The sequence below is a fragment of the Agromyces sp. Y782 genome, assembly GCF_059445405.1.
This window is the reverse complement of record NZ_JCAIUG010000001.1, coordinates 1978015-1991143: the sequence shown is the minus strand read 5'-3', so window position 1 is coordinate 1991143 and position 13129 is coordinate 1978015. Positions and strand designations below refer to the sequence as shown.

Genomic DNA, 13129 nt, shown 5'->3' with positions numbered 1-13129 from the left:
CAACGGCCCGCGAGCGGTAAGGCGGATGCCGCGTGTTTCCTGTGCCGCGCCGGTGGATCGCCGGTTGCCGCGCATGAGATGGAGAGCCCGATTCCCCCCGCCACATCGCCCGATACCGGGCGGGCACCCGCTCGCGCATCGTGACGCCGCTGCAGGTGCCCGCCCAGACCGCCCTTCGGGGCGGCGCATCGGTCGTTTTGGACCCACCCGATTTGGAACCCGACATGACCATCACCTCACGAGTCCGTCCGCATCCGACCGAGGGATGGGACGAACGTCGCGACCATGCCGACGGCCTCTCCTACTGGCGCCGCGGCGAACGTCACCGGGCCGTCGGCTGGGCCGTCGACCGGCACGACGCCAAACAGGCCTGGCTGTTCGGTCACCGGCTCGAGACGCCCGACCATGCACCGGCGAGCCCGCTGTCGTTCGCGGGACAGTCGCGCTCGGGCCAGCTCCGGTGGGTCGCCGAAGACGGCACCGTGCGCGTCGTCTCCTGCCGCACCGCCGCCGGCGTCGAGGAGACGCGGTTCCTCGACCGGCACGGTGAGCCCGAGCGGCACTGGCGGCACGGTCAACACCTGACGAGAGAGCTCTGCACGGGCGAGCGGCGCCACTACGAGCGCGACGGCGAGGGCTGGCGCCTGCACCGCGTCGGCGGCCCTGCCGTCGAGGACGCCGGGAGCGCGCACCGCTCCGGCTGGTTCGAGCACGGCGCGCCCGTCGAATCGCCGGCCGTGCTCCTGAACGATGCGAAGGCGCTCGCGATCGCCCGGTTCGACGCCGGCGCCGACCCGCTGCCGCATCCGCTCGATGCCGCGCAGTTCGCTCGGATCGCGGCATTCGTCGCGAGCGCTCCAGACGAGGAGTGCAGCTGGGAGCTGTCGATCGCCTTCCCGCTCGCGTGGGCGACGGGGATGCTCGCGCCGCACGGACTCGACCGCTGAGTTCCGCGTCGACCCCGCTCCTCCGGTCGTACCCCCCGAAACCCTGACCCCCCTTTCGGGGGGAAATTCGATCGTTTCAATGAGCTCGTTGCATGAACGCTGCGCCCGTTTGATGCGGGATGCAGGCCTGCAAGGCAACAGAACACCATGGCGAAATCGGTTTCCCGCTCGAAACCAGCGTTGTACATGTCCAACTCCTGCGTGTGAGAATCACGACGTACCACCGAGCGATATGGGGAACGGCCACTCTCCGGGGGGAGAGCGCGGTGGAGCGGAGATCCGTCGGGGGGCGGATCTCCGCAAGAACACGCGACACGCGGTGCGCTTCAACGCGCCGCGCAACTCAGTCACGTTCGACGACGGGCGTGCAAGCAGACGGGGAACACGATGGCGGAGGGCTGGCAGCAGCGGCGGGACTCCGTCCGCGCCCACCGGCCGCTCGACGCGCCGAGGAATCGCCGACTGACGCTCACGCGCCAGCCAGGAGCGACCGTCGCCGACTCGCAGGTTCGAGCCGCGCCGCAAGCACCGGGCTTGCGCGAGACGTTCGCTCCGCCTGCACCGTCGGCATACGCCGACGACCTGGACTGGGAGCAGACGGCGATCGTCGTCGCCGATTCTTCGGCGAGCGCGGGGCGCCTTCCCTCTTCGCACGCCGGAGCCGGCGCTGAGGAGCGACGTCACGCCCGGTGGCTGCGGCACCAACGGGAGCTCGCGCGTGCGAGCATGCTTCGGCGGTGGCGCGCCGAGTGGCTCGACCTGCACCTGCCCGGATGGCAGCGACCGCTGGACGGTCGCTGGCGAGCGCGAGCGGTCGGCGTCGCGAGCTATCGCGTCGAGCACGGGCGACTCCCGTCGATGAACGCGTCCGACGGCGACGCCCGGCGCCTCGGCAACTGGCTGCATGCGCAGCGCCGCTTGCGCCGGGCGGGAGGGCTGGAGTCGCTGCGAGGCGTGTGGCTCGACCTCAACCTGCCCGGCTGGGACGACCCGACGACCGAGGCCTGGTACGCGAACGCCGAGACCTGCGCCCTGCTCGTCGCCGACGAGGGCCGATTCCCGTCAGGCAACGCCGACGTCGCCGAGGAGCGGCGGCTCGCGCCCTGGCTGCGGAGCCAGCGCGCCGCGGCACGGATCGACCGCCTTTCCGACGAACGCCGCCGTTGGCTCGACGAGGCGATCCCGGGCTGGGACCGGCCGAACGAGGCGGCCTGGTTCACCACCGCCCGGGAACTGCTCGCATTCGGAGAGTCGGAACGACGGCTGCCGCGAGCACGAGCGACGACCGACCCGGCGGAACGCCGACTCGGCGGCTGGCTCGCCCGTCAGCGATCGCAGCACGCTGCCGGACGGCTTCCCGAGCAGTGCGCCCGATGGCTCGATGAGCATCTGCCGGGCTGGCGGGAGCGCGTGTCGGACCAGTGGTCGAGCCACCTCGAGGCAACCGTCGCGTTCGCCGCCGCCAACGGCCGGCTGCCGGCGCGCTCGGCGACGGCCGCGGCGCATGAGCGCGCTCTGGCGATCTGGCTCGGCAATCAACGCGCGACGAGCCGTCGCGATCGCCTCTCGGCCGACCGCCGGCGGCAGCTCGATGCCGTGCTGCCGGGATGGACGAGTGTTCGAGGCAACGGCTGGAGCGCCGGCGCCGAGGCCCTCGCACGATTCCAGGCGACGCATGGGCGACTGCCCGGCCTCGCCGAGCCCGAAGCCGAGGCGCGCCGCCTGGCCGTCTGGTTGGGCCGGCAGCGCACCGCGGCGAGCACGGGCGCCCTGCCTGCCGATCGTGAGCGATGGCTTCGCCTGCATGTGCCGGGATGGCGCACTCATCACTTCAGCTCGTGGCTCATGACGGCCGAGCGCGTTGCGCGATTCCGCGGCGAGCACGGGCGCTTGCCGACACGCCGCAACTCGGCCCGGCCACTCGAGCGCGAGCTCGGCGTCTGGCTGAACAATCAGCGCACGGCCGCACGGTCCGAGCGGCTCGCTCCCGAACGCGCGCGGTGGCTCGACGAGCAGCTCGCGGGATGGGACGACCCCCGCTTCGCGGCATGGGCCGTACGGGCCTTCGCCGTCGTCGAGTACCACCGGGCGACGGAGTACCTCCCGCACGGTCGCGCGAGCGATGCGCTCGCACGTCGACTCGGATCCTGGCTCGAGACGCAGCGCTCGGCCCGGCGAACGGGCGGCCTCGACGCCCGCCGGGTCGAATGGCTCGACCGTCACCTGCCTGGGTGGGTCTCGGCCGAGACGGTCGGTGAACGGCCGGCCGAACGAACCGCGGGCGTGCTCGCCGATGGGCCGCGCCCGCTCGAGCGACGAGGCGTCACGTCCGCCGAGGCGACACTCGACGAGTGGCTCGGCCGGCTCGCGTCGCGCGGACGCGAGCGTCTTCACGACGATCAGCTCCGCTGGCTCGACGCGAACCTTCCGGGCTGGGACCAGCGCAGCGCCTGACCGGCCGGCGGTTCAGTGGGCGTCGGCAGCCTGACGCCGGAGGTCGTCGTCGAGCAGTCGGGTGATCGAACGGAGCGTGTCGGGGGCCACGTCGATGAGGCTCCGGGTCGCGAACTCCCGCACGCGGCGAGTGCGCAACGCGCGCAGGTGATCGAGGCGCGCTCCGACGCGGTGAGGCACTTCGGCGTCGCCCAGCAGGTACGCCGGGTCGACGTCGAGCACGCCGGCGATCGCCGACAGCAGGTGCCCATCGGTCACGAGGGGACCGTTGCCGCTCACCATGTACGCCCACCGCGCGCGCGAGAGCGAGATGCCCTCGTGCTGCAGGGCATCGGCGATCGTGCGGAAGGTGATCGGCTTGTCGCCCTCCGCGACCACGAGATCGAGCACGAGGTTGAGGCGACGTGCGAGCTCCTGTTGCGGGCTCGTGAATGCTGCGGAGTCGTCGTGCACAGGCTCATCTCCCTCGTTCGGGACGTCAGGGCGGTGCTCCGGAACGGGCATCGTCTCGGTTCGGGTCGAGAGCGCCGATCGTGGAGTTCTTCGGGTCTGTGAGGATCGTAGACCAGTCCGCACCGCCGACGGCAGGGGCAGAACTCCCCAATGCGGGGGCCATCGATCGTCGGCGGGCAGCCGCACGGCAGATGCTCGGCGCCGCGATTCACACGTGCGGCACGAACTCCTGCCAGGCGAGCCGCTTCTCGCGCCGAGGGTCGAGCTCCACCCGGTCGCGCCGGTCGAAGATGAGCGTGCGACGGGCCGGCTCCACGTAGGGCGGCCACTCAGCGCCTGGCGCACCGGATGCCGCGAACGACACCCAGTGCGCTTGCATCCGTCGCCCGACGGCCCGGAACATCCGCCGCCCGCCGAGCAGCGTGAGTCCGATGCCGACCGGGGTGTCGAACTTCTCGAAGAGCGCGAAGAGTTCGAGACCGTGCGTCGCGTCGAGACCGAGTAGTCGAGGCATCCGAGGTGCCGCATCGAAGCGGTAGGCGTACACCGGGGTGTACCGGGAGTGGCGTTCGGCGACCTTCACGCTCGGGAACCAGAAGGTGAAGTCGCCGGCGAAGTCTGCAGCGGGGCGTCGCTCCGGCAGCCCTGGGTACTGCCGCTTGATGGCCTTGCGCGCCTTCTTCTTCGTGTTCGCGAAGATCGCGCGGATGCGGGGTTTCGTCGTGGGCAGGATGTCGATGCGACCTTCGAAGAGCGAGCCCTCGCGGTCGTTCGTACCGATGATGAGCGGCACCCGATGCGCGAGCCCGTCGCGGAACGCATCGAGCGGCCGGTGCGGCAGGAACTCGCCGTCGATGACGGGGGCGAGGCTGATCGTGCCGGGGTTCTCGTCGGGGGTGCGGATCGTGAGCGCCGTCGTCGCTTCGGCGAGCAGCATGGGGTCGGCGGTCGTGAGCATCACCGCGGCATCCTCGACCGACTCGCTCTCGAGGTCGTCGTCGTCGACCACCCGGCTGAGCAACTGCACGTACTCGGCGGCCCACCGACCGGCGGTCTCGGGCAGGTAGACGGCGTTCGCCGGCGAACTCTGCGCGATCGCTCGCGCGAAGAGTCCCTCGGCGGCGGGCACGGTGAGCAGGGTGGTCACCGAATTGGCGCCGGCGGACTCGCCGAAGAGGGTGACCCGGTCGGGGTCGCCGCCGAAGGCACGGATGTTGCGGCGCACCCATTCGAGCGCTGCGACCTGGTCGCGGAGCCCGAGGTTCGCCTCGATCGGTCGATCGGGCCGGGAGTAGGCACGGAAGTCGAGCCATCCGAGCGCCCCGAGCCGGTAGTTCAGGCTCACGTAGACGATGCCGTGCCGCCGCACGAGGCGCTCCCCCTGGTGCGGGTACTCCCCCGACGAGCCGACGCTGTAGGCGCCGCCGTGGATGAAGACCATGACCGGGCGGCCGCTGCCCGCCGCCGCCCCTGCCGCCGTGCCGGGCGTCACGGATGCCTCGGATGCCTCGGGCTCGTCGGGCGCGATCACGTTGAGACTCAAGCAGTCCTCGCTGCGCACGAGGTGCGGGGCGGCGCCGACGAACTGCCCCCGCCGTTTCTGGGGTGCGACCGGTCCGAACTCCCGCGCGTCGCGCACGCCGTCCCAGCCGGTGGCTCGCCTCGGCGCACGGAAGCGGAACTCACCGGCCGTCGTCGCGGCGTACGGGATGCCCCGCCAACTCAGTACTCCAGCACGACGCTCGCCGCGCACGGTGCCGGTCTCCGTCTCGGCGAACGTTCCGTCGGCGCGCACTCCACCCCCCAGCAGCATGGGCGGGAGCCTACGCCGGTCGAGTGAACGGATGCCTCCGCCGCCGCGTCGCTCGGCGGCGTCGTCCCGCTCGTCGCCGCTCAGCCTGCCGATGCTCGCCCGGAGGTCCGCGACGGCGATGGCACGAGGATCCGGAGCGCCCACCCGAAGAGGATGAACACGACCCCGACGCCGGCGGCGAAGAGGGCGACGCCGAACGACACGACCGAGGTGAAGAGTGACGCGCGAAGGAACGACGCCGTCATCATGGTCTCGCGCACGGGATCGTCCGAGGAGAGCTCGGCGTACGTCTTGCCGCCGCTCGCATCGAGCGCGTGCATGTTGATGGCGCCGGCCTGGATGAAGGCGTCGATCGGACCGTCGACGACATTGCCGGCGAAGAACGGCGCATCGTCCGAGATCCCCAGGTTCACACTGCTGCGGCCACCCTAGCGGGGCGGGCCGGACCGACGGAAGGCCCAGGCGGGCCGGACCGACGGAAGGCCCCGGGGCGGGCCGGACCGCTACCGACGCGCGGGCGCGACCGCCGAGTGGTGCAATGTCGGTCGTGTCGACCAGAATGCTCAAGTGATCAGCGCGCGGTCGTTCTGGAGTGCACTCCCCACCGAGGGCAGGTGGCTGCTGTCGACGGTCGCGATCCAGACGCTCGGCCGAGGGCTGACCCTGCCGTTCACGATCATCTACCTGCACGAGGTGCGTGGCTTCGACCTCGGCTTGTCGGGTGCGCTGATGAGCCTCATCGCGGTGGTCGGGCTCATCGTGACCGGCCCCGGCGGCACCCTCATCGACCGCTTCGGCGCCAAGACCGTGCTGCTCGCCGGGCTCGTCTCGATGATCGCCGGCTGCACCCTGCTCGCGTTCGCGACCCACCCGGCGGTCGCGGCCGTCGCCCTCGTGCTGATCGGTGTGAACTTCGGCGTCTCGTGGCCGGGGTTCAACGCGCTCATCGCCGCAGTGGTCTCCGGCGAGCTCCGGCAGCAGTACTTCGGCGTCAACTTCGCGCTCGTGAACCTCGGCATCGGCGTCGGCGGCATCGTCGGCGGGTTCTACATCGACGTCCACTCGCCAGAGACCTTCACCGTGATCTTCCTCGTCGACGCGGCCAGCGCGCTGATCCCGATGGCGCTCCTGCTCGGGCCGCTGCGCCGTCTGCGCACCCAGGTCGAGCCGAGCGAGGAGTCGGCGGCGGCCGGCGGCTATCGCGAGATCCTGCGCAAGCCGGCGGTGCTGTGGCTGACACTGCTCACCTTCATCGCCATGTTCATCGGCTACGGCCAGATGGAGGCGGGGTTCCCGGCGTACGCACGACAGGTGGCCGAGGTCTCCACGCGCGTGATCGGCCTCTCGTTCGCGGTGAACACCGCGGTCATCGTGCTGCTGCAGTTCACCGTGCTGGCGAAGATCACCGGCAAGCGGCGCACCCGCGTGATGTGGGTGATGGCCGGGGTGTGGGCGCTCTCGTGGCTGATCCTCGGCGCCGCCGGCCTCCTGCCCGACTCCGTGACGGCGGCGATCGGAGTGCTCGCCTTCATGGGCGTCTTCGCCTTCGGCGAGACGTTGCTGCAACCGACCGTGCCCGCGATCTACAACGACCTCGCCTCCGATCACAATCGGGGCCGGTACAACGCCATCAACTCGGCGGCGTTCCAGGGCGGCGCGATCGCCGGGCCGATCGCCGCCGGCCTGCTGCTCGATCACGACCTCGACGCGTGGTACATCGGTGTCATGGTCGTCGGCTGCCTCGGCATCGGCGCACTGGCCATCGCCCTCGAGCGGCGCATCCCGGCGAACGCGAACGGCGTGCCCGCGACCGCGACAGCGACAGCGACCGAGCCCGCACCCGTCACGGACTGACCCGCGGTACGAGGCGGACCCGAACTACCTGCCCGCTACCGCCCGTCGTCGACGATCTCGGCGTCGACCACGTCGTCGCCGAAGCCGGCTGCGTCGCCGCGGTCGTGCGGTGCAGCCGCATCCGCACGGGTCACCGTGAGCGAGTCGCCGTCGTCGGCGAGCGCGACCACGACGGCGTCGCCGTCACGCAACTCGCCGGCGAGCAGGGCTCGCGCGAGCCGGTCGTCGATCTCGTGCTGCATCAGCCTGCGCAGCGGTCGGGCACCGTACAGCGGGTCGTAGCCGCGCTCCGCGAGCCAGGCGCGAGCGTCGGGGGTGACGCCGAGCTCGAGCCGCCGCTCGTGCAGCCGACCCGAAAGCCGGTCGATGTAGAGATTCACGATCTCGGCGAGCTCCTGCTCGCTGAGGGCCGAGAACACGACGATGTCGTCGAGCCGGTTGACGAACTCGGGCTTGAACGCCTGCCGCACGGTCTGCAGCACGGCCTGCTCCTTCTCGTCCCAACTGAGACCTGGGTCGATCAGGTACTGCGAGCCGAGGTTCGACGTGAGAATCAGGATGGTGTTGCGGAAGTCGACCGTGCGACCTTGACCGTCGGTGAGGCGCCCGTCGTCGAGCACCTGCAGCAGCACGTCGAAGATCTCGGGGTGCGCCTTCTCGACCTCGTCGAAGAGGATCACCGAGTACGGGCGCCGGCGCACCGCCTCGGTGAGCTGGCCGCCCTGGTCGTAGCCGACGTAGCCCGGAGGGGCGCCGACGAGCCGCGAGACCGAGAACTTCTCGCCGTACTCCGACATGTCGATGCGCACCATGGCGTGCTCGTCGTCGAAGAGGAAGTCGGCGAGCGACTTCGCGAGCTCGGTCTTGCCGACGCCGGTCGGGCCGAGAAAGAGGAACGAGCCCGTCGGCCGGTTGGGGTCGCTGATGCCGGCGCGCGAACGCCGCACCGAGTCGGCGACCGCCGCGACCGCGCGCCTCTGGCCGATGAGGCGTTTCCCGAGCTCCTGCTCCAGGTGCAGCAGCTTCTCGGTCTCGCCCTGCAGCAGACGGCCGACGGGGATACCGGTCCACGCCGCGATGACCTGCGCGATGTCTTCTTCCGTGACCTGCTCGTTGACCATGCGCGGCTCGTCGGGTGCCTCTTCGGCCTGTTCCGCCTCAGCGAGGTCGCGTTGCAGTCGGGCGATCGTCTCGTACTCGAGCTTGGAGGCCTTCGCGTAGTCGGCTTCGCGCATGGCGCGATCGCGCTGTGTGACGGCGTCGTCGAGCTGCTTCTTCAGCTCGCCGACGCGATTGAGCGACATCCGTTCGCGTGCCCAGCGTGCTTCGAGCCCGGCGAGCTCGCGCTCCTGTTCGACGAGCGTCTCGCGGAGTTTCGCGAGCCGCTCCTTCGAGGCGTCGTCCTTCTCCTTCTTGAGAGCGAGCTCTTCGAGCCTCAAGCGGTCGACCTGGCGCTTCAGCTGGTCGATCTCGACGGGGCTCGAGTCGATCTCCATCTTGAGGCGGGACATGGCCTCGTCGACGAGGTCGATCGCCTTGTCGGGCAGCTGCCGGGCAGAGATGTAGCGATTCGACAGGGATGCCGCGGCGACGAGTGCTGCGTCGGAGATCGTGACCCCGTGGTGCGCTTCGTAGCGCCCCTTGAGCCCGCGAAGGATCGCAACCGTGTCTTCGACGCTCGGTTCGCCGACGTACACCTGCTGGAAGCGGCGTTCGAGCGCGGCATCCTTCTCGATGTATTCGCGGTACTCGTTGAGGGTGGTCGCACCGATGAGGCGCAGCTCGCCGCGCGCGAGCATGGGCTTCAGCATGTTCGAGGCCGCGACGGATCCCTCACCGCCGCCCGCACCCATGAGCAGGTGCAATTCATCGACGAAAGTGATGATCTCGCCCTCGGCGTCGTTGATCTCCTTCAGCACGGACTTCAGCCGTTCCTCGAACTGGCCTCGGTACATCGCACCCGCGACGAGCGCCGAGATGTCGAGCGAGATGAGTTGCTTGCCCTTCAGCGACTCGGCGACGTCGCCCGCGACGATGCGCTGGGCGAGTCCTTCGACGACGGCGGTCTTGCCGACGCCCGGTTCACCGATGAGCACGGGGTTGTTCTTCGTGCGACGGGTGAGCACCTGGCTGACACGGCGGATCTCGGCGTCACGGCCGATGACCGGGTCGAGCTTGCCCGCCTCCGCGATCTCGGTGAGGTTGACACCGTACTGTTCGAGCGCCGACTTCTGCTCTTCTTCCGTGCTCGGCGCGCCTTGCATGTTGGCCACAGCCACTCCCTTCTTCAAAGTTGAGCCTAATAGACTCAGCTTTGGCGAGAGGGTTGGTATTCCGGCATCTGCGCCGAATCTCCCCCGCTTGCCACGGTAGACGGATGCCGCGGCAGCCGCCACCGCGAAACTGGAGCGCGTGCTCTTCAGCCCACCATCTCGACGGCGTTCACCGTCGTGCGCTGCACCTCACCGGGTGTCGGCACCTCGCAGCGCACCGGCATGCCCGGGTACGAACGGGCGAGGGTCGCTCATGCACGCCATTCTGCGTCATCCGACGTCATCTCGAAGTGATCCCAGCGAGTTCGATGCGTTCTCAGACGTAATCGGCAATGCTCGAAGTCCGACCCTGGGGAGCAATATGCAGAAGCGCACGAAGATCATCACCGCCTCGATTGTCGCGGGGGTGCTCGTGCTCGGCGCCACCGCCGCCATCGCCGGCCCGATCGTCTACCGCGACCTCATCGTCGGCGAGGCCGACGCCGCACCGTCGGTCACGGCGGCCCCGACGGCGACGAGCGACACGGGCGCGGAGGCGGCCGATCTCAGCGGAGCCTGGGCCGTGACCGACGGCTCGTTCGCCGGCTACCGGCTCGACGAGGTGCTGAACGGCACGGATGTCACGGTCACCGGGCGCACTGAGAACGTCACCGGTTCGCTCGCCGTCGAGGGCGACACGCTCACCGCCGGCGCGATCACGGTCGACGTCGACTCCATCGCGACCGACTCGGGCAACCGTGACGCGTACTTCCGCGACACCGCACTGCGCACCTCTGAATTCCCGACGGCCACCTTCACCCTGACCGGCCCGGTCACCGCGACCGCACCGCCGGTCGCGGGTGAAGTGCAGACCCTGAGCGCCACGGGCGACCTCACGATCGCCGGAGTCACCCGCTCGGTCACCGTCGACCTCGAGGCCGTGCTGAACGGCGCCGATGGTCAGGTCGCGGGCAGCATCCCCATCACCTTCGGCGACTTCGGCGTCGAGGCACCGAACCTCGGCTTCGTCTCGGTCGAGCCCGACGGCTTCATCGAGTTCTCGCTCGCGCTCGCGCGGGGCTGAGGCTCAGGGATTCATCGCACCCATGGCGGGGAGACCGGATCCGCATCGCTCCCCGGAATCGTGCATTCCGCTTGCGGAGCACGAAATTCAGCTGACGCTACGCTCGACTCCATGGAATTCCCCCGGGATGCTGCGACCGAGGCAGAGACCAGCACTTGGTCGGGGCATCCTCAGGGGGGTCCCGGCTGGGCCCCGACGAGGGATGGCAGACGCCTCTTCCACCAGGCTGTCGACGGCCCGGGGCCGACCGTCGTCTTCGAGGCCGGCATCGCGTCGACTCGTTCGATCTGGGGACTGGTTCAGCCGGCCATCGGAGGCGCGGCGCGGTCGGTCGTCTACGACCGCGCAGGACTGGGCCTGAGCGCGCAGGCCGCGGGATCGCGCCGGCTTCCCGTACTCGCGGACGACCTCAACGACCTGCTCGATCACCTGAACGGAGAAGGCGAGAACGATGCAGGCTTCGTGCTCGTCGGGCACAGTTGGGGCGGCCCGATCGTGCGCCTCGCCGCATCCGCTCGACCCGAGCGGGTCCGCGCTCTCGTGCTGGTCGATCCGGCAGATGAGGACTGCGAGCTCTACTACTCGCCGGCCACCGAACGAGCCACTCGGATTCAGAACTCCCTGTTTCCCGGGCTCGCCCGCATCGGTCTCCTGAGATGGGCGTACGGGCTCACGGCCGGCTCCCTCCCGCCGCAGATCCGGGCGGATGTGCGGCGGGAGATGTACACGCCAGGGGCGGTCGCAACCCAGATCGCCGAATCGACATCGATGTCGGATGACCTTCGGGAACTGCAGTCGACGCCCATCGATCTTCCGGCGATACCGCTGACCATCATCTCGGGAGGGAAGAGTGCCGGTGTGGGAGCGGAAGGGCGGCGCCAACTCATCACTGCGCATCGTGCTCGTGCGGAACGCGCCGAACACGGGCGGCATGTGATCGCCGAGCGTTCCGGCCACGTTGTCATGCTCAGTGAACCCGAGGTCATCGCGACCGAGATCGAAGAGGTACTGCGCTCGTCATCGTGAGCTACTCTGTGGTACGTTGTAGTGGTACTCGGTGGCACCGAGTACCAGGAGCGCTGAAGAGGACACGTGGACGATCTGACGGAGATGCTGAAGGGCACGCTCGAAGGTTGCGTCCTTGAAATCATCGGCAGCGAAGAGACTTACGGGTACGCCATCACTCGGCGGCTGAACGAACTCGGATTCGCCGACGTCATCGAGGGGACGGTGTACACCATCCTCCTGCGACTGGAGAAGAACGGGCTCGTCCAGGTGGCGAAACGGCCGTCGGGGCTGGGCCCGCCGCGCAAGTTCTACGCACTCAATGAGGCGGGGCGGGAAGAACTCGCGACGTTCTGGGCGAAATGGGCGTACATCACATCACGGATCGACAAGCTCAAGGAGGGCGAGGGATGAACTTCTGGGAGACCATCACAGGCAGCGACCTCACCAGGGAATGGAAGGCGTTCGAAGTCCGGGCCGAGGCACTGCCGGCCGACTACCGCGCTGCGTGGGCACAGATCATCGTTCATCTTTTTCCCTACGGAGGCCTCACCGGTCGGAACCTGATGCCGATTCTCGACGGCGCGCTGGGGCTGCTCGAAGAAACAGCGGCCGATGGGCAGAGCATTCACGAAGTGCTGGGGGACGACGTCGAGGGCTTCTGCGTGGCGCTGGCCGGCGGAGAAGGAGCCCGGAGCTACCGCGATCGGTGGCGCGAACAGTTGAACAGAGACGTCGCGCGGAAATTGGGCCGGCTAGGAGGCTGACATGGGCATTCACGACATCATCGAGGGCAAGAAGCAGTGGCGTGCACACATGGCGCGGGTCAAGGCGCTCCCGCCGGACTACCAGATCGTCTACAAAGAGATGCAGAAGTACTTCTTCAAGGTCGGACCGATCGACCTGGCGGACGGCAACCTACTCTCAGGAATCCTGGACTTCTTCGAGGAGGGCGTCGCGGCCGAGAAGGGAGTCCTGGAACTCATCGGCACCGACGTCGCGGCCTTCTGCGACGACCTGGTCAAGGACTCGCGCACCTACGCGGACCTCTACCAGGAGTCCATCAACGCGAATCCCGGCACGGCCGAGAAGTAACAACACCCGCGTGCGTGCTGCGGGTTCGTGCTGCGGTTCCAGGGCGTTCCGCATCGAGGTGCGCGCCCTGCAGGAGGCGCCCGACGCCTGAGCGTCAGGCGATGAGGGCTGGCTCGACATCACCCTGCTGCGGAACGACACGGATATCCCTGAACGGAACGCTTCGCCCCGA

General features: G+C 69.3%; 12 protein-coding genes. 8 read left to right on the top strand and 4 right to left on the bottom strand.

Translation table 11 applies throughout. The features are described 5' to 3' along the window. The first annotated feature begins 224 nt into the window (after window positions 1-224). Together AC1C2S_RS09105 and AC1C2S_RS09100 are read left to right on the top strand one after the other, a co-directional pair. Window positions 225-947 (top strand): hypothetical protein, encoded by a 723-nt coding sequence (locus tag AC1C2S_RS09105; protein ID WP_495352198.1) that lies wholly within the window; start codon window positions 225-227, stop codon window positions 945-947. A gap of 387 nt (window positions 948-1334) precedes the next feature. Continuing rightward, window positions 1335-3401, top strand: coding sequence for a Helicase associated domain protein (locus AC1C2S_RS09100; protein WP_495352197.1), 2067 nt, complete (start codon window positions 1335-1337; stop codon window positions 3399-3401). A gap of 12 nt (window positions 3402-3413) precedes the next feature. Here AC1C2S_RS09100 and AC1C2S_RS09095 read toward each other — a convergent pair whose 3' ends face one another. The 3 genes from AC1C2S_RS09095 to AC1C2S_RS09085 form a co-directional block, all read right to left on the bottom strand. Next, window positions 3414-3854 carry a hypothetical protein gene (locus AC1C2S_RS09095; RefSeq protein WP_495352196.1) on the bottom strand — a complete coding sequence of 147 codons (441 nt, stop codon included), beginning with the start codon at window positions 3852-3854 and terminating at the stop codon, window positions 3414-3416. A 208-nt stretch (window positions 3855-4062) separates the two neighbouring features. Next, on the bottom strand, window positions 4063-5667 hold the full coding sequence (locus AC1C2S_RS09090) for a carboxylesterase/lipase family protein (RefSeq protein ID WP_495352195.1): 1605 nt from the start codon (window positions 5665-5667) through the stop codon (window positions 4063-4065). 80 nt (window positions 5668-5747) lie between these two features. Continuing rightward, a complete protein-coding gene (locus AC1C2S_RS09085) occupies window positions 5748-6080 on the bottom strand; it encodes a hypothetical protein (RefSeq protein WP_495352194.1) in 333 nt (110 codons plus the stop codon). A gap of 154 nt (window positions 6081-6234) precedes the next feature. Between AC1C2S_RS09085 and AC1C2S_RS09080 the strand changes: the two genes are divergently transcribed. Then, on the top strand, window positions 6235-7521 hold the full coding sequence (locus AC1C2S_RS09080; protein WP_495352193.1) for an MFS transporter: 1287 nt from the start codon (window positions 6235-6237) through the stop codon (window positions 7519-7521). A gap of 35 nt (window positions 7522-7556) precedes the next feature. On the opposite strand, the gene AC1C2S_RS09075 is transcribed toward AC1C2S_RS09080, so the two are convergent. Further along, window positions 7557-9794: an ATP-dependent Clp protease ATP-binding subunit gene (locus tag AC1C2S_RS09075; protein WP_495352192.1), complete on the bottom strand. Its 2238-nt coding sequence runs from the start codon at window positions 9792-9794 to the stop codon at window positions 7557-7559. 361 nt (window positions 9795-10155) lie between these two features. Between AC1C2S_RS09075 and AC1C2S_RS09070 the strand changes: the two genes are divergently transcribed. From AC1C2S_RS09070 to AC1C2S_RS09050, 5 genes are all read left to right on the top strand, one after another. Next, on the top strand, window positions 10156-10857 hold the full coding sequence (locus tag AC1C2S_RS09070) for a YceI family protein (RefSeq protein WP_495352191.1): 702 nt from the start codon (window positions 10156-10158) through the stop codon (window positions 10855-10857). A 111-nt stretch (window positions 10858-10968) separates the two neighbouring features. After that, the gene (locus AC1C2S_RS09065; RefSeq protein ID WP_495352190.1) at window positions 10969-11883 is read left to right on the top strand and encodes an alpha/beta fold hydrolase; all 915 of its coding nucleotides are present in this window, start codon (window positions 10969-10971) and stop codon (window positions 11881-11883) included. A gap of 66 nt (window positions 11884-11949) precedes the next feature. Then, window positions 11950-12276 carry a PadR family transcriptional regulator gene (locus AC1C2S_RS09060; RefSeq protein WP_495352189.1) on the top strand — a complete coding sequence of 109 codons (327 nt, stop codon included), beginning with the start codon at window positions 11950-11952 and terminating at the stop codon, window positions 12274-12276. Next, the gene (locus AC1C2S_RS09055; RefSeq protein WP_495352188.1) at window positions 12273-12629 is read left to right on the top strand and encodes a DUF1048 domain-containing protein; all 357 of its coding nucleotides are present in this window, start codon (window positions 12273-12275) and stop codon (window positions 12627-12629) included. Before AC1C2S_RS09060 ends, AC1C2S_RS09055 begins: the two co-directional genes overlap by 4 nt. A gap of 1 nt (window position 12630) precedes the next feature. Further along, complete coding sequence (locus tag AC1C2S_RS09050) at window positions 12631-12957, top strand: DUF1048 domain-containing protein (RefSeq protein ID WP_495352187.1); 327 nt, start codon at window positions 12631-12633, stop codon at window positions 12955-12957. Window positions 12958-13129: the final 172 nt, after the last annotated feature.

What these genes read in the sequence shown, in the direction of transcription:
- AC1C2S_RS09105 (WP_495352198.1), top strand. Translation starts at nt 225, where the DNA reads ATGACCATCACCTCACGAGTCCGTCCGCATCCGACCGAGGGATGGGAC.
- AC1C2S_RS09100 (WP_495352197.1), top strand. Translation starts at nt 1,335, where the DNA reads ATGGCGGAGGGCTGGCAGCAGCGGCGGGACTCCGTCCGCGCCCACCGG.
- AC1C2S_RS09090 (WP_495352195.1), bottom strand. Translation starts at nt 5,667, where the DNA reads ATGCTGCTGGGGGGTGGAGTGCGCGCCGACGGAACGTTCGCCGAGACG.
- AC1C2S_RS09070 (WP_495352191.1), top strand. Translation starts at nt 10,156, where the DNA reads ATGCAGAAGCGCACGAAGATCATCACCGCCTCGATTGTCGCGGGGGTG.
- AC1C2S_RS09065 (WP_495352190.1), top strand. Translation starts at nt 10,969, where the DNA reads ATGGAATTCCCCCGGGATGCTGCGACCGAGGCAGAGACCAGCACTTGG.
- AC1C2S_RS09055 (WP_495352188.1), top strand. Translation starts at nt 12,273, where the DNA reads ATGAACTTCTGGGAGACCATCACAGGCAGCGACCTCACCAGGGAATGG.
- AC1C2S_RS09050 (WP_495352187.1), top strand. Translation starts at nt 12,631, where the DNA reads ATGGGCATTCACGACATCATCGAGGGCAAGAAGCAGTGGCGTGCACAC.